General features: G+C 68.1%; 17 protein-coding genes, 1 tRNA gene and 1 pseudogene. 13 read left to right on the top strand and 6 right to left on the bottom strand.

What is annotated here, in order from left to right; genetic code table 11:
* The first annotated feature begins 98 nt into the window (after positions 1-98).
* The 7 genes from AC0QU1_RS07680 to AC0QU1_RS07650 all read left to right on the top strand — a co-directional run bounded on the left by AC0QU1_RS07680 (position 99) and on the right by AC0QU1_RS07650 (position 6,506).
* On the top strand, positions 99-1,403 hold the full coding sequence (locus tag AC0QU1_RS07680; protein ID WP_483616432.1) for a helix-turn-helix transcriptional regulator: 1,305 nt from the start codon (positions 99-101) through the stop codon (positions 1,401-1,403).
* A complete protein-coding gene (locus tag AC0QU1_RS07675; protein ID WP_483575644.1) occupies positions 1,400-2,278 on the top strand; it encodes an aminoglycoside phosphotransferase family protein in 879 nt (292 codons plus the stop codon). The genes AC0QU1_RS07680 and AC0QU1_RS07675 overlap by 4 nt, the downstream gene beginning before the upstream one ends.
* A 434-nt stretch (positions 2,279-2,712) precedes the next feature.
* Complete coding sequence (locus AC0QU1_RS07670; RefSeq protein WP_483575642.1) at positions 2,713-3,081, top strand: hypothetical protein; 369 nt, start codon at positions 2,713-2,715, stop codon at positions 3,079-3,081.
* A 113-nt stretch (positions 3,082-3,194) separates the two neighbouring features.
* Positions 3,195-3,554, top strand: coding sequence for a hypothetical protein (locus tag AC0QU1_RS07665; RefSeq protein ID WP_483575640.1), 360 nt, complete (start codon positions 3,195-3,197; stop codon positions 3,552-3,554).
* A gap of 33 nt (positions 3,555-3,587) precedes the next feature.
* On the top strand, positions 3,588-4,244 hold the full coding sequence (locus tag AC0QU1_RS07660) for a hypothetical protein (RefSeq protein ID WP_483575638.1): 657 nt from the start codon (positions 3,588-3,590) through the stop codon (positions 4,242-4,244).
* 42 nt (positions 4,245-4,286) lie between these two features.
* Positions 4,287-5,588, top strand: a complete 1,302-nt coding sequence (locus tag AC0QU1_RS07655) for a plasmid pRiA4b ORF-3 family protein (protein ID WP_483616430.1) — start codon at positions 4,287-4,289, stop codon at positions 5,586-5,588.
* 48 nt (positions 5,589-5,636) lie between these two features.
* Positions 5,637-6,506: a TIGR02452 family protein gene (locus tag AC0QU1_RS07650; RefSeq protein ID WP_483575634.1), complete on the top strand. Its 870-nt coding sequence runs from the start codon at positions 5,637-5,639 to the stop codon at positions 6,504-6,506.
* 123 nt (positions 6,507-6,629) lie between these two features.
* Here AC0QU1_RS07650 and AC0QU1_RS07645 read toward each other — a convergent pair whose 3' ends face one another.
* A complete protein-coding gene (locus AC0QU1_RS07645) occupies positions 6,630-8,318 on the bottom strand; it encodes a glycoside hydrolase family 27 protein (protein WP_483575632.1) in 1,689 nt (562 codons plus the stop codon).
* A gap of 757 nt (positions 8,319-9,075) precedes the next feature.
* On the opposite strand from AC0QU1_RS07645, the gene AC0QU1_RS07640 reads away from it, so the two are divergent.
* From AC0QU1_RS07640 to AC0QU1_RS07625, 4 genes are all read left to right on the top strand, one after another.
* Complete coding sequence (locus AC0QU1_RS07640; protein ID WP_483575630.1) at positions 9,076-10,218, top strand: ROK family transcriptional regulator; 1,143 nt, start codon at positions 9,076-9,078, stop codon at positions 10,216-10,218.
* 97 nt (positions 10,219-10,315) lie between these two features.
* Entirely contained in the window at positions 10,316-11,728 is a 1,413-nt protein-coding gene (locus AC0QU1_RS07635) for an MFS transporter (protein ID WP_483575628.1), read from the top strand.
* A 47-nt stretch (positions 11,729-11,775) separates the two neighbouring features.
* The gene (locus AC0QU1_RS07630; RefSeq protein ID WP_483575626.1) at positions 11,776-14,367 is read left to right on the top strand and encodes a beta-glucosidase family protein; all 2,592 of its coding nucleotides are present in this window, start codon (positions 11,776-11,778) and stop codon (positions 14,365-14,367) included.
* On the top strand, positions 14,364-15,806 hold the full coding sequence (locus AC0QU1_RS07625; RefSeq protein WP_483575625.1) for a sulfatase family protein: 1,443 nt from the start codon (positions 14,364-14,366) through the stop codon (positions 15,804-15,806). Before AC0QU1_RS07630 ends, AC0QU1_RS07625 begins: the two co-directional genes overlap by 4 nt.
* 76 nt (positions 15,807-15,882) lie before the next feature.
* On the opposite strand, the pseudogene AC0QU1_RS07620 reads toward AC0QU1_RS07625, so the two are convergent.
* Positions 15,883-16,269: pseudogene (locus AC0QU1_RS07620) on the bottom strand (ABC transporter substrate-binding protein); the annotation flags it as partial.
* A gap of 480 nt (positions 16,270-16,749) precedes the next feature.
* Between AC0QU1_RS07620 and AC0QU1_RS07615 the strand changes: the two are divergent.
* Positions 16,750-17,769 (top strand): LacI family DNA-binding transcriptional regulator, encoded by a 1,020-nt coding sequence (locus AC0QU1_RS07615; RefSeq protein ID WP_483575624.1) that lies wholly within the window; start codon positions 16,750-16,752, stop codon positions 17,767-17,769.
* 30 nt (positions 17,770-17,799) lie between these two features.
* On the opposite strand, the gene AC0QU1_RS07610 is transcribed toward AC0QU1_RS07615, so the two are convergent.
* The 4 genes from AC0QU1_RS07610 to AC0QU1_RS07595 all read right to left on the bottom strand — a co-directional run bounded on the left by AC0QU1_RS07610 (position 17,800) and on the right by AC0QU1_RS07595 (position 19,321).
* The gene (locus AC0QU1_RS07610) at positions 17,800-18,090 is read right to left on the bottom strand and encodes a hypothetical protein (protein WP_483576648.1); all 291 of its coding nucleotides are present in this window, start codon (positions 18,088-18,090) and stop codon (positions 17,800-17,802) included.
* 155 nt (positions 18,091-18,245) lie between these two features.
* Positions 18,246-18,319 (bottom strand) — tRNA-Val (locus AC0QU1_RS07605).
* A gap of 116 nt (positions 18,320-18,435) precedes the next feature.
* Complete coding sequence (locus AC0QU1_RS07600; protein WP_483616428.1) at positions 18,436-18,909, bottom strand: peroxiredoxin; 474 nt, start codon at positions 18,907-18,909, stop codon at positions 18,436-18,438.
* A gap of 4 nt (positions 18,910-18,913) precedes the next feature.
* Positions 18,914-19,321, bottom strand: coding sequence for a DUF3052 domain-containing protein (locus AC0QU1_RS07595; RefSeq protein ID WP_483575622.1), 408 nt, complete (start codon positions 19,319-19,321; stop codon positions 18,914-18,916).
* A gap of 435 nt (positions 19,322-19,756) precedes the next feature.
* Here AC0QU1_RS07595 and aceE point away from each other — a divergent pair, with 435 nt between their 5' ends.
* Positions 19,757-22,507 (top strand): pyruvate dehydrogenase (acetyl-transferring), homodimeric type, encoded by a 2,751-nt coding sequence (gene aceE, locus AC0QU1_RS07590; RefSeq protein WP_483575621.1) that lies wholly within the window; start codon positions 19,757-19,759, stop codon positions 22,505-22,507.
* Positions 22,508-22,515 lie beyond the last annotated feature (8 nt).

Raw genomic sequence — 22,515 nt, 5'->3', positions numbered from 1 at the left:
GGGTCGGGCATGGCTTACTCGTCTGCGAGCGTCGTACGGTGGGCCACGATGAAGTGCAGGCCCGGCCGGGCGCAGGAGCGTCCATCGATGGGGGCAGGATGCGAGAACGACGAACTCGGCTCGCCGAGCGCCGCAAGGAGCTCGGGCTGACCCAGGAGGGCTTGGCCGAAGCGCTCCAGGTCGAGCGCACGACGGTCGCCCGGTGGGAGACCGGCGCGAACACTCCGGGTCTGTGGGCGCGCCGCCGCTTGGCCGGGGTTCTCCACATCCCACTCGATCAGCTCGGGGATCTGCTCGCTTCTGGACAGGTCAGCTCCCTGAGCGCCAGCGTCGATCATGCGACATGGACCGACGAGTGGCCCGCAGGCAGCGACACCGACGGCCTGCGGGTGCTGGCGACGACCGCTGCGCAGTCCTCGACCGCGTTCACGGAACTGTTCTCCTCAAGCAACGTGAGCGAGGACATCCTGGAGCAGTTCGGCCTGACCCTGTCGCGGATCGCGACCGCTTACGTGCACGCCCCGCTGCTGCCGTTGTTCACCGAGCTGGTCGCCGTCCGGGACAACCTGTTCGCCCTACTGCACGGGCGGCAGAGCCCGCAGCAGAGCCGCGACCTCTTTCTGCTGGCCGGGACCGCCTGCCTGCTGTTGGCGCACGCCTCACAGAACCTGGGCGAGACGGCGTCCTCGATGGCTCAGGTCCGTGCCGCTCGACTCTGCGCCGAGCGCGCCGGCCACACCGGGCTGCAGGCGTGGACCGCGGGCACGAGCGCGCTGATCGCTGAGTGGTCCCCGCAGAGCCGGATGTCGCTGAAACTCGCCCAGCATGCTGCCGGCCTCGCTCCTGCCGGTGAGGCGCGTATCCGCATCGCGGCTATCGAGGCGCGCACGGCGGCCCGTATCGGAGACCACGCGCTCGCTCGGCAAGCACTGAACCGAATGCAGGACGCCCGGCAGGAGTCCCCGGTGCATGACGAGGTCGAGCAGTTCGGTGGCCTGCTGACGTTTCCCGCCGCGAAACAGGACTACTACCTCGGCGGCACCTACACCCTCCTGGGCGACCACGAGGCCGCCCACCGACACGCCTCGGCCGCGATCGCCGCCTACCGCGACGGGCCGCCCGAGGAGCGCTCCTACGGCGACGAGGCACTGGCGCACATCGACCTGGTCACCATCGGGATCCTGGAAGGCAGCTTCGACGACGACGCCGAGGGCGCGCTCCGACACGTCCTTGACCTGCCCGCACACATGCGCATCCGCCAGCTCGGCAATGCGATGAACCGCGTCAGCGCCCTGATGCGCAGCCCCGAACACCGAGGGAATCGAACCATCGGACAGCTCTCACACCTCATCCGCGACTACCGAGTGATCGACAGCGCTGCTGCAACCCCCGAACTGCGATGACCACGATCGCCACCTCACCACAGGCCTCCGCTCTGCAGGCCTGCCGGACCTGGGATTTGGACGCCAGGGACATCGCCCCCCTGCGGTCCCATGCCACCGCCGTCTTCGTGGTGCCGCGAGCGAAGGCCATCCTTCGAGTCAGTCGCCTTGAGGACCACGACGCGCTCGTGCGTGCGGTCGAGATCACCCGTTGGCTGTCACAGAACGATCTGCCAGTGACAGTGCCGTTCGACGTCGCACAGCCCGTGGAGTCCGGCGGCCGCATCGTCACGCTCTGGCGGCATTACCCGCAGCCGGACCGCCACCAGCCCGGCCCCGAGTACCTGGGCGAGATTCTGCGTCACCTGCACGCCCTTCCATCACCGCACATCCCCCTACCCGACTACCAGCCGCATGCCTCGCTGCGCTGCACTATCGTGGCATCCACGGCCCTGTCTCAACCGGACCGCAACTGGCTCCTGGCACGTTCGGACGCTCTTCTGGCGGCTTTCCACGAGCTCGACTCACCGCTCGGCCGCGGGATGATTCACGGCGACGCCTACCCCGGCAACCTGCTGTGGGACGGCAAGCAAGCACGGCTCGGCGACTGGGACGAGGCCGCCACGGGGCAGCGCGAGATCGACCTCGCCAACACGTTCCAAGGGGTGCGCTTCGGACGCACGACCGAGCAGTTGCGAGCGTTCTCACGCGCCTACGGCCACGATCTGTCCGACTGGCCGGGCCTGAAGGTCCTGACCAGCCTTCGCGACCTCCACACACTCGGCTCCTTCATCCGGCGCGCTGATGTGGGCGATGCCGAGGCCGCAAGGGCGCTTGCCCACCGGCTGGCCACACTGAGGCAGGACGATCAGGACGCACGCTGGACCGCTTCTTGACCGGACCGGTCCAGTCAGTTGCTCGACGATGTCGAACTGATCGCGCTCGCCGACCTCGACGCCGATGGCGCGTGCCGCTGACCTCGACCACGGTGACCGGTCGTGGCGCGCCCCTGTGAACAGCCGTCGCATCTGGGGAAGCGCTCTTACACGTCGACCTCGCCTGCCGCACGCTCCAACGCGTCGATGACCGCGTCGACGATCTCGCCCTGAAGGCGCGCCCCGCGCCCGCCCTCCGTCGACCACGATGATGCGCCAGTCATGACACAGGGCAGCCACAAGTTTGCTCTGGGAGCCGCCGTCCGTCGCGCGTTCGATGGATCGCAGAGTCGCAACCACACCGCCAGTTGCGAACGACGGAACGGATGAGCGATGAGACTGACGACGAAGCAGAACCTCCACTCGGCTGCTGTGCCGACGCAAAGGACAGACCAGTGACCCGCCTGGCCGAGGTCGTCGACACGACCCGGCTCCTGGCGTACCTGTGCGACGCCGACGTCATCGACGTCACGGCCCGGACCGAGCCCCTGCACCTGAACGGGCACGTCCTGGACGTCGTGCAGGTCCACGTACTCGTATCCGGGCTGGACGGCGCAGCTCGGCTCGCACGAACCACGCGGCTTGTCGGTGACTCCGCCGAGGACGCGGGCGTCGTGGTCTGGCGGACATGGGTGGGTTGGGTCGATCTGGGACGGGACGACGTGCTCCTGTCGCTCCGGGTCACCACCGCGCAGATCACCAGTACTGGAACGACCTCCAAGCCCGCTACGCAGTGGGAGCGGCGGCCAGGCGACGGCTCGTGAGTTTCCTGCGCCGCCGAGCAGCCCGGCCGCAGCCGCGCCACGTGGCGCCCCGAACACCGAGCGCCGCGAGCCCGCCGTCGACGCCTCGGCCGCAGCCGCCACACAACGAAGCCGTGCCGCCGCACACCAGTGCACTACGCGACGCGATCGGCCCCTGGGCAACCGCGCCAAGAGCGGCGGCGTTGCGAATCTGGTTCGTCCCGGATGGCGGTCTCACACTCGGTGGTTGCGAGGTGTGGGGCGGCTTCGCCGGCGAGACCACACGAGAACTGCGTGCCTTCGTCCCGATCGCCGCAGGGACCACGCTCCACGAGCTGGAGCGCGAGCTGCGCAGCCTGAAGCTCGAGTTCCCGGCTTCCGAGTACGGAACTGGCCTCGGGGACTGGCGTGTTGCCATCGACCAGCACGGCCTCAAGTCCTACTTCCTCGACGTGCGACAGGGCGGCGCGCAGACCGGCAACGTTTCTCGTTGACCGTGACAACGCGTCGCTGGCACGGTTGCGCACATGACAGCCCTACGGGTCGAGCCCGTGATCGAGGTCCTTGGTGACGACGCGTTCGACCTGTGGCCCGTCGTCGGGCGTGGCGGCTTCTGGTACCAGGCCTTGCACGGCGACATGTCCGACGCCGACGTCGGAACGGCAATCCATCAGATCTTGCGCTGGTTCCACACCGACGAGAAGGGCGATGAGGCCCCAATCCTGGCGGTCTACCTCCGCCGAGCTCTGGGTCCGCACGACCCAGATGGCACCCAACCGCCTGCGATGGGCGGCCTGCGGTTCATCGACACGAGCACCGGGACCGCGGTCCTGCCCGGGTGCTGCTACTCGATCGACGAGCGCTTCGAGATCCTCGATGTGCTCGATGGAAACCAGCTGGGGTGCTGGCTCGGGCACAGCCCCGATGCCGGGATCACCTTGCGCGACGGACTCGTCGAGATTGTGCAGGATGCCGAGGATCTGACCCGCCCCATCTTGCGGTTCGCCCCGGAGGAGGTTCGTGCCTCCCTTGCTCGGGCCGAGGCCGATCTCGACGGGTTCCGCGACCGAGTCACCGCTTGGGCCATGGCGCACGCTCCAGAGCACGCCGGCCCGCTGTTGGACGTCGTCACCCGCGCGCTCGAAGCAGAACCCCGCCAACCGGCGTCCGCCGAGATGGGCTGACGTGCCCGCAGCGGCGAGCATTGCGATCGATACGGTGGCCGAGTGAGCACCGACCACGACACCACACCACGCTCCCGGACAACACCGCCAACAGTGCTTCAGTTGCGGATCGATCTCGACGACGCCCAACCACCGATCTGGCGTCGCCTGAACCTGCGATCTGATCTCATGCTCGACGTCGTGCACCAGGTCATCCAGGACGCGTTCGGATGGGAGGACTCGCACCTGCACCGGTTCGCACTCGGCAGCAACGTGTGGGACCACGACGCGCAGCTCTTCCTGTGCCCGTACGACGTCGCCGAAGGCGAAGACGAAGGAACCCCGGAGGAACAGATCCGCCTCGACCAGGTGCTGACCGAGCCCGGTGACGTCCTGCGCTACGTCTACGACTACGGCGACGACTGGCAGCTCACGCTCCGGCTGGAGAAGATCCAGCCGGCAGAGCCAGCCACTCCCCCAGCGTTGTGCGTGGACGGACAAAGGGCAGCACCGCCAGAGGACTCCAGGTTCGAGTACCTGAACGAGGGCCTCGCCGCGCTCGTCGGAGACCCGGACCGGTTCGAGCCCTCCGAAGTGAACGAGGCGCTCGATCGACCCTGGTACCTACTACGCGCCCGCGGCGCGCACCCCCGCCTCCTGGAGCTGGTGAACATGCTCTCGATCACCAGCGACGGCGCCAAACTCGGAACCCGACTCGCCGCCCTCCCGGACCCACCGGCCAGGCCGTCCGACGACGCCCTCAGGACCGCCTTCACCGCCCACCTGTGGTTCCTCGACCAGGCCCACGACGGCGGCATTCCGCTCACTGCAGCGGGCTACCTCCGCCCGGCGGTCGTGGAAGGAGCAGCCGCCCTGATCCCCGCGATGGCGAACTGGATCGGCAAGGCGAACCGCGAGGACCTCACCTACCCGGTAGCGGACTTCCGCGAGACACTGGTCAAACACCTCGGACTGCTGCGCAAGTACAAGGGAGCACTGCACCTCACCCGCGCCGGCGCCGCCGCCCGCGACAAGCCAGCAGTGCTGTTCGACCACCTCGCCACGTCGATCACCCCACCCCACGAGCGCGGACGGTTCGTCATCGACGCCGACCTGCTCGTCCTCGCCCACGCGGCCGTCACGCCCGACGGCGAGCTGCCCCTGGACCAGATCGCGGCCCACCTGACCGATCTCGGCTACCAACACGACGACGGCCGGCCGATCGCCGCGCACGACCTCCACCAGTACGAGGCCAACGTCCACGACATCCTCGTCAACATCGCCGCCCCGCCAGCAGGACGTCGAGCGCGGAGCCAGATCAGCACGGTCGCGGCGTCCCTGGCCAGGAGGACCCTTCATTGCTGACGCCTATCGGCGTCGGGTTCTGTTCGACGTAGGCCATATATTGCGCCCATGACGCCGTCGACCAGCAGCCGCGACCGGTTCCGCACCCTGGCAGCCGAGACCGTCGCCGTCGTCCGGGAAGGCGGCTACCGCGTAGGCGACCGACATGTCGACATCGCAGCGCAGGTCGCCACCGCGGTCGCCGGGACCCGCTTGATCCTCCCGGACGCAGAACTGAGCAAGGGCGCCACGTGGTCCAGCCCGACCACGGTCGAGGTGCGGGAAGAGTCCAGCCTGGCGGCGGCGCGCCGACTCGGCCCCGGCACCGCCTGCCTGGTCTTCGCGTCGGCCCGCAACCCGGGCGGCGGGTTCCTCAACGGCGCCCAGGCCCAGGAGGAGGCGATCGCGCGCAGCTCAGCGTTGTACGCGACCCAGACCGCCGTACCCGAGTTCTACGAGCATCACCGACGGGAGTCGTCGTTGCTCTACAGCGACCGGGTGATCGTCTCGCCAGAGGTTCCGGTCTTCCGGCACGACGACGGCGCCCTGCTCGCCGATCCCTACCCGGTCACGTTCCTGACGGCGGCAGCTCCCAACCGGGCCGCGATCGAGCGCAGCCAGCCGGCCGCCTCGCGCGAGATCGCCGCCACACTGGTCCGACGTGCCGCCCGCGTGCTCGACGTGGCCGCCGCCCACGGCAACCGCCGTCTCGTCCTCGGTGCCTGGGGCTGCGGAGTGTTCGGCAACGACCCGGCAGAGGTCGCGACCGCGTTCGCCGAAGCACTCGCCGGCCCACTGAGATTCGAGCACGTCACCTTCGCGATCCTCGACCCCCGCCCCGGACAGCCGGTGCTTACGGCCTTCGAAAGCCGCCTGCTCCAGGGCCGCCGTCCTCGCGCGACCGAGATCTCAACGAGCCCGGTAAGAACCAAGCCGTAGCCCACGCGTACGGTCCGTCGTGGCGCTGATCGACGGACATGGTGGACGGCACCCCCCGCGGTAACCACGGCGCACCGGCCTGCCGGGTGCAGTGCTTCGCACCCGGCAGGCCGGACGACCGGGCTACCGACGCGTCCAGAGCTGGTTCGCCGCGCCGGTGCACGTCCAGAGCAGCACCGCGGTGTTGTTGGCGGTGAGGTTGCGGTCGACGTCCAGGCACAGGCCGGACTGCACATTGCGGATCGTGCCGTCGCCCTGGAACGTCCACTGCTGGTTGCCGCCGCCGTGGCAGTCCCAGAGCTGGGCCCGGGCGCCCGCCGTGGCGCCGGACGGCGCGTCGAGGCACTTGCCCAGCGACCGCAGCGTGCCGTCCGTGGCGGTCCACGTCTGGTTCGGGGCCGAGTGGCAGTCCCAGATCACCAGGCCGGTGCCGTTCGCCGTGGCGCTGTTCGGCACGTCGAGGCAGCGGCCCGACGACGAGCTGACGAGCGTCGTGCTCGTCGGAGGCTGGGACGTGCCACCGGGGGTCACCTTGAACAGCGCGACGCCGTGCTGGGCGACGCTCGCGGTGATCTGCCCCGTCGTCGTGCCCGTGGCGCCCGTCCACAGCTCGCGGTACGAGTGCGTGCCGGAGCCCAGCCCGACCTGGCCGAGCGTGGTCGAGATCTGCCGGCTGCCGGAGCCGCGGTTGAGCAGGGCGACCGCCACGGAGCCGTCGGCGAGGGGCTTGGCCCAGACCTCGGCGTCGCCGTCGTCGCGCACCCGGTCCGCCTGCCGCACCAGCGGGTCCTGGTCGATCGCGAGGACGTCCCGGTTGGTGAGGACAGCCCGCACGTCGGCGCTCATGTTCCGCAGGTCGTTGCCCGCGATGAGCGGGGCGCTGAGCATCGCCCACATGCTCTGGTGCGCGCGGTTCTCCGTGAGCGTCAGCGTGTTCCGCACGCCGACCATGAGCATGTCGGGGTCGTTGTACGCGCCCGGCCTGGTCCACTCGCGCATCGGCTCGATGATGTCGAGGGCCTCCGTGATCCCGACGAAGCAGTCGGCCGACGGCGAGCAGCCCGTCGACCAGGCGTCGTCCAGGTCCTCGGAGGTGCGCCACATGTCCGCGAAGTCGCCCCAGCCAGGGTAGGTCGGGGCGGTGTTCGAATGCGCGCTGTTCGGGTTGATCGAGTAGACGATCGGGCGGCCGGTGGCCTTCAGCGCGTCGCCAAACTTCTTGAACAGCGCCGCCTGCTCCTGCACGGTGCCGCGCGGGTCGCACCAGTCGTGCTTGACGTAGTCGACGCCCCACGAGGCGAACAGGTTCGCGTCCTGGGTCTCGAATCCGTTGGACGACGTCCCCGGGAGGTTCGAGAAGTACTGGTTGCAGGTCTTCTCGCGCGGCGCGTGGTAGATCCCGAACTTCAGCCCACGGGCGTGGATGTAGTCGCCCAGGGCCTTCATGCCCGACGGGAAGCGGTCCGTCCTGGCGCGCAGGTTCCCGTTCGCGTCGCGGGTGTTCTCCATCCAGCAGTCGTCGACGACGACGTACTGGTACCCGGCGGCGGCCATGCCGGAGCTCACCATGGCGTCCGCCGTCTCGCGCACCATCTGCTCGTTGATGTTGCAGTAGAAGGTGTTCCAGCTGTTCCAGCCCAGGGGAGGCAACGGCGCCGGCTCCTCGACGGTCGGGCCGGGAGCGGCGGCCGCCGGAGCGGCGTCAGCGGCCGGAACGGCCGCAACTGACGCCGGTCCGACGGCGAGCAGGGACGTGGTCAGTGCGGTCGCGGCGAGCAACGAGAGCCGGCGACGACGAGACAGGTCTTTCACGAGCACTCCTTTGTGCGGCGGTGAGGTGGGCGGTGAGTGGTGCTCTCTACGGGGTGGTCAGGTCGAACCGCTGGGCGGTGACCTCACCGCGCTTCGGGAAGACATCCTTGACTTCCTCTCATCGATGGACGAGCACTTGCGTCGACGGGCGGCACTTGCGCAGAGCGCGAGACACGGGATCCGGGAAGTCAATGCCGGGCGCGAGGCCGCGTCAGGTCCGATCCGGAAGCCTGCGTGAGCGCTAACATCAAGGGCGATACTGACAGGCGCTTACCCGGAGGGCAATGGTCCCCGACGAGGAACTAAGCGATGAACTCCTGTGCGAACTTGCTCCCGTAGACGTTGTGCCGCGGGGGAAAGCAGTCAAAGCCGGAGAGGTAACGGAGGCGTAGCAGTGCTCCGCCTCCGTTACCGGGTTCTCGGGTATGTGGCCGGTCTGGACGGCGCTGGCGCTCGTGCTTGCTGGCACGGCCCTGCTGCTCTGCCACCGCATGGCGGGCGGCGCGCCGATCGCGCGTCAGGCCACCGGCTGCGTGGAGTACGCGCCCGCAGCGCATACGCGTGAACACGCTTCCCGGACGGTTCCGCCTGGCGATCCACGCGAGGAGAACGGCAATCGGATCGGTGGCGGAGTGCTCCCCGGCCGTCACGTCCTTCGCCGTCCTGGTCGCCCTTGGATCGGCGCACGGTCAGCACCGTGCCACCGGGCCGGAGCTCGACGTCGGCGAGGGTCAGGCCGGCGAGCAGAATGGGAGCCATGGACGCCATCGAAACGAGACCAGGACCACTGAGCCGGTTCCGCATCGCGCACGAGCGCGACGTTCTGGAAGCTCTGCGCTCGCGCGGCCCTCTCACCCGCCGGCAGCTGCAGGAGGAGACGGGCCTGTCTCGAACCACGCTGCACGACATTATCGTCCGACTCCGCTCCGAAGGCGCCGTCGCTGATGAGCGAGTCAGCAGCGGCGGGAAAGGCCGCCCGAGCTCCGTTCTTGTCCTCCAGAAGGCGACTGCGCATCTGATCGGGCTGGAGATCGGGCGCCGTCACCTCGGTCTCGTGATCTCCAACCTCTCCCACCACGTCGTTCATGAACGCGACGTGGTGATGCCGGGACCGATGACGAGCGCAGAGATCGCGCGTTTCGCAACGATGGTCGTCAGGGATGCGCTCCACGAACGCAGGCTCACCGACGCCCGGTTGGCCGCTGCGGTCATCGGTCTGCCGCTGTCCCTCGCGGTCGGCGATGATCAGGCGTCGTTACGCACGCACATCGACAGTGCGTTCCACAGCGAGTACGGCGTGGGCCCGATCTTCGAGAACAACGCGCGGCTCGTGGCACTGGCCGAAAGCAGGTGGGGAGCCGCTCAGGGCGTTTCGGACTTTCTGTACGCGCACCTCGACAGCGGCGTCGGCGGCGCCCTGATCATGGACCGCCGACTCCTCGCCGGCCCGACAGGGAACGCCGGCGAGATCGGCCACGTCTCGCAGGACCTCGACGGTCCGCCGTGCTGGTGTGGGAGCAGAGGATGCCTGGAGCGCTACGTCGCCCTCCCCGAGCTGCTCCGGACAGTCGGCGCCGACGACGTCGACGCCCTCGCTGACGCGAGGCGGTTCGCGGCGATGCGACCGCGCATGACGCTTCTGGCTCGCACCCTCGCCGGTGTTCTCACCGCCCTCGATCTGCGCACGGTCGTTCTCGGAGGTGCCGTGGCCCACGTCGACGGTGTGGCGGATTCGGTCCTCAGCGACCTGCGACAGCTTGTGCCCTCCCGGATCGCCGCACAGCTCGACGTGCGGGTCGCGATGCTGGGCGCCCTGGGCTCCGCACGAGGCGCCATCGCACTTGGCCTGGACACCGATGCGGCGACGTCGCCTCCGCCACCCCCGGGCGCCGGGATTTAATCCGAGAACTTGACAGAATCGGTTCCAGGCGTCAGGCTGCGTCCCACAGCGCGAACCGGCGCTCGATGATGCGCGCAGACAATGAAGTCGAGGAACCATGTCCACAGCAGCAGCTATCCCGCAGACAGCGACCCGCCCGTTCGGGATCCGAGACAAGATCGGCTATCTCTTCGGAGACTTCGGCAGCGATTTCGTCTTCATCTTCGCCTCCTCCTACCTGATGCTCTTCTACACGAATGTCGCGGCACTCAACCCCGTTCACGTGGGGCTGCTGTTCCTCGGGGCGCGGGTGCTGGATGCGTTTACGGATCTCATCTGGGGGCGCTTCCTCGACTCCCACCGTGCTTCCAAGGCCGGTCGCTTCCGCGTGTGGATCATCCGGGCGGCCGTCCCGCTGGTCCTCATCAGCGCCCTGCTCTACGTCCCGGCGATCGGTGACTGGGAGTATGGGCTGAAGCTGGCGTACGCGACAGCCACCTACATCCTCTTCGGGTCCGTCTTCTACACGATGGTGAACATCTCCTACGGGTCCATGGCGTCGGTGCTGTCCGCGGACCCCGTCGAGCGGACATCTCTGTCGGTGTGGCGCAGCGTCGGCGCGGCCTTCGCTGCAATCTTCGTCGGCGTCGTTCCGCCGCTGTTCATCTACGCCACGATCGAGGGCCAGTCGCAGCTGCTGCCCATGAACCTCTTCTTCACGGCGATCATCTTCAGCCTGGGTGCTCTGGCATGCCTGGCCACCTGCTACCGGCTGACCACCGAGCGCGTGATTGCCCCCGCCCACGCCGAACGTCGCAGCTTCGGACAAGTCGTCCGCTCCCTGGCCACCAACCGCGCACTGCTCGCGCTCGTCGTTGGCAACCTCGTCATGGTCCTCGCGCTGTTCATGCAGCAGTCGATGGGCCCATACCTCTGGTTGAACTACTTCAACAACGGACAGCTCTCCGCCCTGGCGAGCCTCACGACCATCCTCCCGATGCTGCTGCTCGCCCCCGCCGTCGCGCGACTGGGCCGACGGTTCGGCAAGAAGGAGGTCACCGTCTTCCTGGCCGCTGTCGGCGGAATCACGTACCTCCTCGCGTTCTTCCTGCACGTCGAGAACCCCTTCGTCTTCCTCGCCATCTCCGCACTCGGCGGCATCGGCATCGCGGCCTACAACCTGCTGGTCTGGGCATTCATCACCGACGTCATCGACGACGTGGAAGTGCGCGCCGGCAGCCGCGACGACGGCACCGTGTACTCCGTGACCACCTGGGTTCGCAAGCTCGGGCAGGCGGCGGTGGGCGGGCTGGCGGGACTCGTGCTCGCTGCGATCGGATTCCAGGCCGGCCAAGCCTCCCAGAGCGCCGAGACCGTGAACGGGATCTACCTCGTCTCCACCCTGGTCCCGGGTCTGCTCCTGCTGACATTTGCGGCATTCCTGTTCTTCGCCTTCCCGCTGACGCGGACCCGCGTCGAGCGCAACGTCGCCGAGCTCAATGCCCGCCGCGCGGCAGACAGCGCCGACTGACCGCTCCCCACCGCTCGATCTCCTCCCGCCCGAACGAAGGATCCACCATGGATGATTCCCCGCTGTTCGCCGCGCTGCCGACCAGTGCGATCCGCCCGATCGAACCGCCGGCGGCACCTGAAGGCGCCGTGTGGGCCGACACCGAGCGGCCCATCAGTGAACGCGTCGAGAGCCTTCTGGCGAAGCTCACGCTCCAGGAGAAGACCGAGCTGCTCTACGGTCGCGGGTTCCGCATCTCGCACCCGAGCCACGTCTGGCAAGCCTGGGTGAAGGGCAATGATCGTCTCGGCATCCCCGACGTCATGCAGGGCGACAGCCCGGCGGCGCCCCTGGTGGGCCCCGCGAACGTCAGCCAGATCCCGTCCGAGCATGCACTCGCCGCGAGTTTCGATCCGAACACCGCCCGGCGCGCCGCCCGGATCGTGGGAGCGCAGGTGCGCCGGCTCGGCTACGGCGTGTGGCACGCGCCGACGCTCGACGTCGTCCGCGATCCGCGACACGGACGCTCGCACGAGACCTTCGGCGAGGACGGCTTCCTGTCGTCGATCATGGGCGAGGCGTACGCGCGCGGCATCCAGGACGAGGATGTGGTGGCCGACCTGAAGCACTTCGGGCTTAACACCGTGGAGACCGATCGCCTCGTGACCGATTGCATCGTGGACGAGGAGCGGGTGGTCGGCCATTACCTGGCCCCGTTCCGCACGGTGCTGCAGAACATGGACATCCACATGGTGATGACGTCCTACGCGAAGATCAACGGCCACCACGTCAACGACGTCGCAACGTGGTTCCACCAACTCCGCGAGGAGTGGGGCTTCGACGGGATCGTGCGAAACGACGCGATGGCCGGCCACTCGCTCGAATCGCTGACGCTCGGGCTCGACCAGGAGTTCCGGGACGAACTCCACTTCGGCAGCGAGCTGATCGCGGCGGTGGAAGCCGGCAGGATCGATGAGGCGGACGTCGACCGGACCGTCAACCGCATCCTCTCCACCATGATGCGCAGCGGACTCTTCGACCGCCCCGCCACCCCTGCAACGTGGGAGGGCCCCACCGCCGGGGAGACCAACGCCGCTCGTGACGCCGCCGCCGCCGGTGTGGTGCTCATGCGCAACGTCGGGGACGTCCTCCCCCTCGCACCGGTCGCCGGCACGAAGATCGCGATCATCGGCTCGGCCGCGACCGACCAGAGCATCGCTGGCGGTCCGACCCGTGTGCTCGACGATCGCGATACCTTCGCCGCCGCGTTCGCGCAGCGATTCCCCGACGCGACCGTCGAGGTTGTCCAGGCGATCGACCGCATCGGTTTCAACGATCAGCTGCCCGGTTTCGATCGGCTTCCGACGAGCGCGCTCTCAACGACAGAGGGAACAGGCCTGGAAGCAGCCTTCTACGACGAGGAGGGAGCGCTCATCGGGCGCCGGCTCGGGGCCTCGTTGAGCGTCGAGGTAGCGGACTGGGCGATGGGCCAGATCGGGCAAGAGGACCATGTGCCGCAAGGAACGGCCCGGGCGGTGTGGTCGGGGATGTGGCAGACCGACGCGGGCGAGCACGAACTCGACGTCGTCACCGGAGGCGCGTTCACGCTGCACGTCGACGACAACCTCGTGCTGGAGCACGACGGCTCCGCGCGTCGCACCGCTGCGAGCCAGTCCCGGATACAGCTCCCGGAAGGCTTGCACACGCTGCGGGCGGAGTACATCGCCCCCGACGAGTCGCAACGAGCATTCGTCGACTCGTCGTCCGCTCCGATGAAGGTCGGCCTGCGCGTTCCGGTCGCCTCGCCGTCGCCGGGTATCCGGGACGCGCAGGCGGCTGCGCGTGCGGCGGACATCGCGATCGTCGTCGTACGGGACCTCGCGAGCGAGGGCTCCGACCGGCTGACGCTGCGCCTGCCAGGCCAGCAGGAGGCTCTCATCACCGCCGTCGCCGCGGCGAACCCGCGCACCGTCGTGGTGCTGCAGACGGCCAGCGCCGTCCTGACACCCTGGCGGCACGACGTCGCCGCCGTCGTGCAGGGCTGGTACGGCGGAAGCCGCGGCAACGCGGGCATCGTCGCCGTTCTCGCCGGTGACCGCGACGCGGGCGGGCGGCTTCCGGTGACGTTCCCTGAGCGGGACGAGGACCTGCCGACCTTCGACCCGACCAGGTTCCCCGGAGTGGATCGTGTCGTGCTCGTCGACGAGGAGCACACCGGCTACCGCTACCACGGCCGACCGTCGGCGCCTCGGCCGGCCTTCCCCTTCGGGTTCGGCCTGTCCTACACCGCCTGGCGCCTCAAGGATATCGAGGCACCAGCAGAGGTCAGTATCCCCGCATCCGCTGCCAAGACGGCGCATCGCGAGGAGCGCATCCCCGTGACGGTCGCGGTGACCAACACCGGCGAGCGCGACGGCGTGTGCGTCCCCCAGCTGTACGTGCGGGCTCCAGGTGACGACGTACGCCGGCTGACCTCGTTCCGGTCGGTCTCGGTCGCGGCTGGAGCCACACAGACCGTGGATCTGAGCGTCGCCTGGGCAGACCTCGCGTCATACAAGAACGGCGCATGGTCCATCGACGAAGGCGGCTACGAGCTCGTCGTGGGTCTCGATGCGAGTGACCTCGCCCTTACGGCGACTGTGGAGGTGAAGGTCCTATGACCAAGCGCCCCAATATCGTGATGATCCTGACCGACGACCACGGTTGGCAGACCATCGGAGCCTACGGATCCATCCTGAACGTCACGCCGCGCATCGACGAGATCGCACAGGCGGGCGCCCTGTTCGAGAAGTGCTTCGTCACGAACGCCCTCTGCTCACCCAGCCGCGCCACCATCCTCACCGGCACGCACAGCCACGTGAACGGCGTCACCACCCTCGTCACCCCGATCGACGCCAGCCAGCCGACGTTTGTCTCGCAGCTCAAGGCCGCGGGGTACCGCACGGCCATGGTCGGCAAGTGGCACATGGGAGAGGGCGAGGGACACAACCCTCAGAACTTCGACTACTGGGACGTCCTGATCGGGTCCGAAGGTCAGGGAGAGTACTGGAACCCCCTCTTCCTCTCGGCACAGGGGGAACGTCACGTCGAGGGCTACGCGACCGACATCATCACCGATCTCTCCCTCGACTGGGTGGACTCGCTGGAAGGCGACGATCCGTGGTGCGTCCTCATCTACCACAAGGCGCCTCACCGCCCGTGGCAGCCGAAGCCCGAGCACGCCGACCTGTACCGCCACACGCTTCCCCTGCCCGAGACATTCGACGACGATTACGCGACGCGCTCCAGCTCCGTACGCCGGGCTCTCATGCGGCTGGCCGACAACCTGAACGTCGACGACCTCAAGATGCCGGTTCCGAAGGGACTCAGCTACGACGAGATGGCGCGGTGGAAATATCAGCGGCTCCTGGAGGACTACCTCGCGTGCGTGCACAGCGTCGACGAGAACGTCGGGCGGGTCATCGACTGGCTGCGCGAGCGCGGTGACTTCGACGACACCCTCCTGATGTATGCCTCCGACCAGGGCTTCTTCCTCGGCGAGCACGGATGGTTCGACAAGCGCCTCATGTTCGAGGAATCTCTGCGGATGCCTCTGCTGATGTCCTACCCGGCCGCCTTCGGCGGTGAGAAGACGCACGACGGGCTCATCACCAACGCCGATTTCGCTCAGACGATCCTCGAAGCGGCAGGGGTCGCACCGCACCCCCGCATGCAGGGACGCAGCTTCCTCGGCGATCTGACCGGCAACTCGCGCCAACCGGACGTCGACGGCATCTACTACCGCTACTGGGAGCACGACGACACCTTCCACCACGCGCCGGCTCACTACGGGTACCGAACCGACCGCTACAAGCTCATCTACTACTACAACGACGGCATGGGACTTCCAGGCACGGGCGCCTTTGTCTACCCGGGCGAGTGGGAGCTCTACGACCTGGAAGCCGATCCGCGCGAGCTCGTCAATGTGTACGAGCAAGAGCAGTACCGGAGCATCCGAGAGGATCTGAAAGTCGCCCTGTGGAGCGAGCAGCAGCGCCTCGGCGACACCCCTCACCCCTCTCAAGCCGTCCCGGAACGTCTCGCTGCTTTCCAGCCGTGATCAACAACGCCGGCAACACCTGCCCGGACACGATCGCGTTCAGCCGAGCCGTAACGTCGGCGAGGATCTTGTATACGATCCTGTCGTACTTCTGCAGATCGGCGTTCCAGTAGTCGTCTCGCTTCTCGAACACCATCTGCGAGCCGGCGACCGTCTCGGATTCGCTCAGCGTGTACGGGCCGGAGCCCACCGGAGTCGTCGTCAGCGATTCCTCACCCAGCGCATCGGGGCTAGCCATGAGCCCAGCCGCCTGACTGAGGTAATACTCGAACGCCGGGTCCGGCTGAGACAGGTGCAGAACAACCGTGTCATCATCAACGACTTCGACCTCTTCGAGCGCAGCCAGCTGAGCCGCCTGCCGGCCGTTCGCCCCCTGGAAGTGCTCCATGTTCGCCTTCACTGCCTCAGCGTTGAAGGCGGCGCCATCACTGAAAGTGACATCGGTACGCAGATCCACGGTCATGTCGGTCTGCGTGTCGTCGTAACTCCACTCGGTGGCGAGCATCGGGCTGAGCTTGCCGTCCGGCTCGCGCAGCAGCAGTGCGTCATAGACGGGCTGGTAGAGCTGCAGCGAGTGCCCGACGTGCGCCTGGGCGGGATCCCATGACGTCTGATCGCCGATCACCCCCAGGGTGAGCGTTTCGCCGGTGCGGCTCTCCCCGCCTGGCTGTGAGGTCTCCCCGCCAGAGCAACCGGCCAAGAGGAGCGCTCCCGCAGCGAGGACCGCAGTCATTCGCAGGGAGGACTTCTTGAACGTCATTGTCCGTTCCTCAATCTCTTCGTCGAGTGATCACAGGCGCAGGTGCAACTCCTCGGAAGCGCCTGGACTTCACCGTACGACGGGCGCGTCGGGATGGCAACCCATTGCCAACTTCGTGCCTCGCCTCGGATTGCAGTCAGGACAGCGGTCAGCCATCGCGTAGGATGACGTGGGGGGTGCGCGATGACCGATGCTCGGCAAACGGTTGCCACGGACGGGAAGACCTCGCCGGCGACGATCTACGATGTCGCGCGGCTCGCTGGCGTGAGCGCGTCAACGGTGTCGCGGGCCCTGAACAAGCCCGGCCGGTTGAATGCTGCGACAGAGGCGAAGGTGCGCGCGGCCGCCCAGTCGCTCGGTTACCAGCTCAACCCGATGGCGCGCGCGTTGCTGACTGGGCAGACTCGCACCGTCGGGCTCATCCTCGCCGATATCACCAACCCGGTTTTCGCAACGCTGGTGCGCGGCGCGGAGAGCGCGGCGTCCGAGGAGGGCTATTTGACCATCATTGCCGAGTCGCAGGAGTCCGGCGACCGCGAGTTCGACACCGCGCAGCGACTCATCCCCGCCACCGATGGGATTGTGCTTGTGTCGACTCGAATGAGCGACGAGAACATCAGGGCCCTTGCCGACCGCAAGCCGCTGGTGGTGGTGAACCGTGCTGTCGACGGGGTGGCCAGTATCGTCCCAGACCCGCGCCCAGGCATTACGGCGGCTCTGCTGCACCTGCATGCCCAGGGTCACCGCTCGATCGCGTACCTCTCCGGTCCCCCCTCCTCGTTCATGAACCGGCTTCGGTGGGAGGGGGTTTTCGATGAGTGCGTGGCGCGAGGCATGACCGTCGTTGATATCGGGCCCGCTGCTCCCGACCGCTCGGGTGGCCGTGAACTGTTCGACCGCGTGCTGGCCAGCGGAGTCACCGCCGTCCTCACCTACAACGACCTCATGGCCATCGGGCTCCTGCAGGAGAGCCACGAGCGTGGGGTGGATGTGCCAGGACGCCTGAGCATCGTCGGATTCGACGATAGCTTCGGCGCTGACTTCACCACCCCCGCTCTCACCACGATCCGCAGCCCTCTGCACCGGCTGGGTGAACTGGCATTCCTTCGGCTCATCCGGCAGCAGCCCTCCGCAGCGGACCGCACCGAACCTCTCATCACCGAACTCATACAGCGCGCCTCCACAGCCCCGCCGGTCTCCTGATTCTGCGGTGCGCCACGCTCCGCAGCACGGTTACCGAGGCCGGTCCACGATTCCCGGGCGCCGCGAGGCCGCCCACACGCTGAGCGTCAGGCGCCCAACCGCCGCGTCACGCAGCTTCGGCGGGCTGCACTCGTCACGGTCGATGAGCCTTTTCTCTTCAGTGAGCCAAGCTTCGGCGACTTGCTTGTCGCTGAAGGACCGGGGATGCGTCTGGCCATCCGGGCCGACATAGCGCGCCCGGTAGCCCGAGACTTTCTTGGTCCGGACGTTGCGACGCGTCTCGACGTTGCCGAATGCGCGGTGGTTCGACCTACCGGCCATGGAAACCACCCCCTCGCCCTGTGAGGTGAGGGATGAGCGCCGGCGTCCGTGGGCATGAGGTGGGCATTCCGATGCCCACGGGAGTCCGGAGTGCCCGTTCCTGTCCAGATGAAAGGAGAGCGTCGACGCAGGTCAGACCGCATATCTGCAGTCAGTGGGCCCGGAGGGATTCGAACCCCCGACATCCACGGTGTAAACGTGGCGCTCTAACCAACTGAGCTACGAGCCCGCAGCGGACCACGATACCTGGCCCACACCCCAGACCAGGCCTGTTTTCCGCCTGGCGAGCATCGGATCCCCGATCCGAGCAGATCCACAGATCCCGCGCCACACCCACCGACAGCCTCAGATCTCGGCAACGGCCCGCCGATACTCCTCCAGATCCCGAGCCTTCCCCCGAGGGTTCACCACGCACCACCGCACGATCCCGTCGGCATCGATCAGGAACGACCCCCGCACCGCGATCCCCGACGACGCGTCGAACACCCCGTAGCTCTGCGCCACCTCACCGTGCGGCCAGAAGTCCGACAGCAGGTCGAACTGATACCCCTCGGCGGCCTGCCAGGCCTTGAGCGTGAACACGGCGTCGGTCGAGATCACCAGCAACCGCACGCCGGCGGTCTCGAAGTCCTCGATGTTGTCCCGCAGCTCGCACAGCTCGTTCGTGCAGATGCCCGAGAAGGCGAACGGCACGAACACCACCAGCACCGGCGCCCCACGCAGGTCGGACAGCGTGGTCGGCGTCCCGTGGGTATCGGGCAGCGTGAAGTCGGGCGCCGGATCCCCCGGCTTCAGCAACACCTCAAGAGGCGACACCATGACCTCAGCGCCCACGCCCCCGGTAGGCCAGCCGCGTCGCCGACCAGTCCTCCGCGATCGCGAACGTGCTCGTGGGCTGCAGCCCGGCGGTGGTCGCAGCCTCCTGGATGTCGCTGTGGCCCACCTCGCCGTCGCGGCCGGGCTTGGGCGTGAAGATCCAGATGATGCCGCCGTCGTCCAGGACGGTCAGCACGTCGACCAGCGCGTCGGTGAGGTCGCCGTCGTCCTCACGCCACCAGAGGACGACGCCGTCGGTGACGTCGCCGTAGTCCTCGTCCTCCAGCTCGCCACCGATGATCTCCTCGATGTCGGCCCGGAGCTCCTCGTCGACGTCGTCGCCCCAGCCGAACTCCTGCACCACCTGGCCGGCCTCGAAACCGAGGCGCCCGGCGCCCTGGGTGTCCGTGCTCACTTGGTTGATCGTCCCTCTCTCTGTCTGGCCTGCGGCCGTGTTGCGCAACTGTACTGTCGGCCCCGCTTCGGGCCCTCCGTCGCCAAAGGTAGTGCACGCACCCCGGCCATGCCTCGCAACCACCACGCGTGGTGTCCTTTTGGGAATTCGCCGAGCCACGGGCAACACAACGTGCCGCGCACTCAGTCTCACCAGGAAGGTACCCGGTATCAATTTTGGTGCGAACCGACACAGACGTAACGCAGATCACGGGCTCTTGACCGCCCTATGGTGTGAGCGCACGCTCGGAGGGGACAGAATGGCTATGACCACCTGTGCGTGGGCGTGCACAGCCGCAACCCCAGCTGTGGTGACGCTGCCGACGCGACGGGTCCTGACGAGGCGGCGGGGAGCGCGAACCGCGACCGCGCCGCGCGACACCGAGAGAGGTTGCTGGTGGCTTCGTTTGACGAGACCGGACCGCTGATCAACGGTCTGCTCAGCGCCGTACCCGACATCGACCCGGGCGAGACCGAGGAGTGGGTCGAGTCGTTCGACGGGCTGATCGACGAGAAGGGCGGACCCCGCGCCCGGTACGTCATGCTCAACCTGTTGCGGCGGGCACGGGAACGGAACGTGAGCATCCCGGCGACCATGGCGACCCCCTACGTGAACACCATCGGTGTGCACGAGGAGCCGTACTTCCCGGGCGACGAGGCCATGGAACGCCGCTACCGCTCGTGGATCCGCTGGAACGCGGCAGTGATGGTGACCCGCGCGCAGCGCGAGGGCCTCGGCGTCGGCGGCCACATCTCCTCCTACGCGTCGGTGGCGACGCTCTACGAGGTGGGGCTCAACCACTTCTTCCGCGGCAAGGACCACCCGGGCGGCGGCGACCAGATCTACTTCCAGGGCCACGCCTCCCCCGGCGTCTACGCCCGTGGGTACCTCGAGGGCCGGCTGACGGCTGAGCAGCTCGACGGCTTCCGCCAGGAGATGTCGCACCCGGGCGGCGGCCTGCCGTCCTACCCGCACCCGCGCCTCATGCAGGACTTCTGGGAGTTCCCGACCGTCAGCATGGGCCTCGGGCCGGCGTCGGCGATCTACCAGGCCTGGACCAACAAGTACCTGCACAACCGCGGGATCAAGGACACCAGCCAGCAGGACGTCTGGGCGTTCCTCGGCGACGGCGAGATGGACGAGCCCGAGTCGCGCGGCATGATCCAGCTCGCGGCCCAGCAGCAGCTCGACAACCTGACCTTCGTCGTCAACTGCAACCTGCAGCGCCTCGACGGGCCCGTGCGCGGGAACGGCAAGATCATCCAGGAGCTGGAGGCCCAGTTCAAGGGCGCCGGCTGGAACGTCATCAAGGTCGTCTGGGGCCGCGAGTGGGACGCCCTGCTCAACGCCGACAAGGACCGCGCGCTGGTCAACCTGATGAACGTCACCCCCGACGGTGACTACCAGACCTACCGCGCCGAGTCGGGCGCGTTCATCCGCGAGCACTTCTTCGGGCGCGACCCGCGTACCAAGGCGCTCGTGGAGAACATGACCGACGACGACATCTGGAACATGAAGCGCGGCGGCCACGACTACCGCAAGCTCTACGCGGCCTACTCCGCGGCGCGGGCGCACACCGGCCAGCCGACCATCATCCTTGCGCACACCGTCAAGGGCTACGGCCTGGGCGCGGGCTTCGCGGGCCGCAACGCGACGCACCAGATGAAGAAGCTCAAGGGCGACGACCTCAAGACGCTGCGCGACTCGCTGCGCATCCCGATCTCGGACGCCGAGCTCGAGGCCGACCCGTACCTGCCGCCGTACTACCACCCGGGCCCCGACGCGCCGGAGATCCAGTACATGCTGGAGCGCCGCCGTCAGCTCGGCGGTTTCGTCCCGGAGCGCCGCACGACGGCGAAGACGACGCTCACGCTGCCGGGCGACAAGTCGTACGAGCTGCTGAAGAAGGGCTCCGGCACGCAGCAGGTCGCCTCGACCATGGCGTTCGTGCGGCTGCTCAAGGACCTGTTCAAGGCCAAGGACTTCGGCCACCGCATCGTGCCGATCATCCCGGACGAGGCCCGCACCTTCGGCCTGGACTCGATCTTCCCGAGCGCCAAGATCTTCAACACGCTCGGCCAGAACTACCTCGCCGTGGACCGCGAGCTCATGCTGAGCTACAAGGAGTCCGAGTCCGGCCAGATCATGCACACCGGCATCAACGAGGCCGGTTCGGCCGCCGCGTTTCAGGCGGTGGGCACGTCGTACGCCACGCACGGCGAACCGATGATCCCGGTCTACATCTTCTACTCGATGTTCGGCTTCCAGCGCACGGGCGACCAGTTCTGGGCGGCCGGCGACCAGATGACGCGCGGCTTCATCATCGGCGCGACCGCGGGCCGCACCACGCTGACGGGCGAGGGCCTGCAGCACGCCGACGGGCACAGCCCGCTCATCGCCGGCACCAACACCGCGATCGTGCAGTACGACCCAGCCTACGGGTACGAGATCCGGCACATCGTGCGCGACGGCATCGAGCGCATGTACGGCGACGGCTCCGACGGCCGCGACCAGGACGTCATGTACTACCTCACGGTGTACAACGAGCCGATGGTCCAGCCGGTCGAGCCGGACGACGTCGACGTCGAGGGCATCAAGCGCGGCATCCACCGCATCTCGGTGTCGGACGCCGACGGCCCCAAGGCCCAGCTCCTGGCCTCCGGCGTCGGCGTGCCGTGGGCGCTCGAGGCGCAGCAGCTCCTCCGCGAGGACTGGGGCGTGTCGGCCGACGTCTGGTCCGTGACGAGCTGGAACGAGCTGCGCCGCGACGCCCTCGCCGCGGAGCACGACGCCTTCGTGGACCCGTCCGCGCCGGTGCGCACGCCGTACGTCACCGAGAAGCTGTCGGGCGCGCAGGGCCCGTTCGTCGCCACCAGCGACTACGACCACCTGGTGCCCGACCAGATCCGCGCGTGGGTCCCCGGCGACTACGCGGTGCTCGGCGCCGACGGCTTCGGCTTCTCCGACACCCGGGCCGCCGCGCGGCGGCACTTCCTCATCGACGGCCCGTCGATGGTGGTCCGGACCCTGCAGGTGCTCGCCCGCCGCGGTGAGGTCCCCGCCGACGTCGTCTCGAAGGCGATCGAGAAGTACCGCCTGCTCGACGTCACCGCCGGCGCGTCCGGCAACGCGGGCGGCGAGAGCTGAGCCCGGCC

It is taken from the genome of Promicromonospora noduliphila (genome assembly GCF_056951025.1).
The sequence above is the reverse complement of the archived record's forward strand: the minus strand, read 5'-3'. Positions and strand labels throughout refer to the sequence as shown.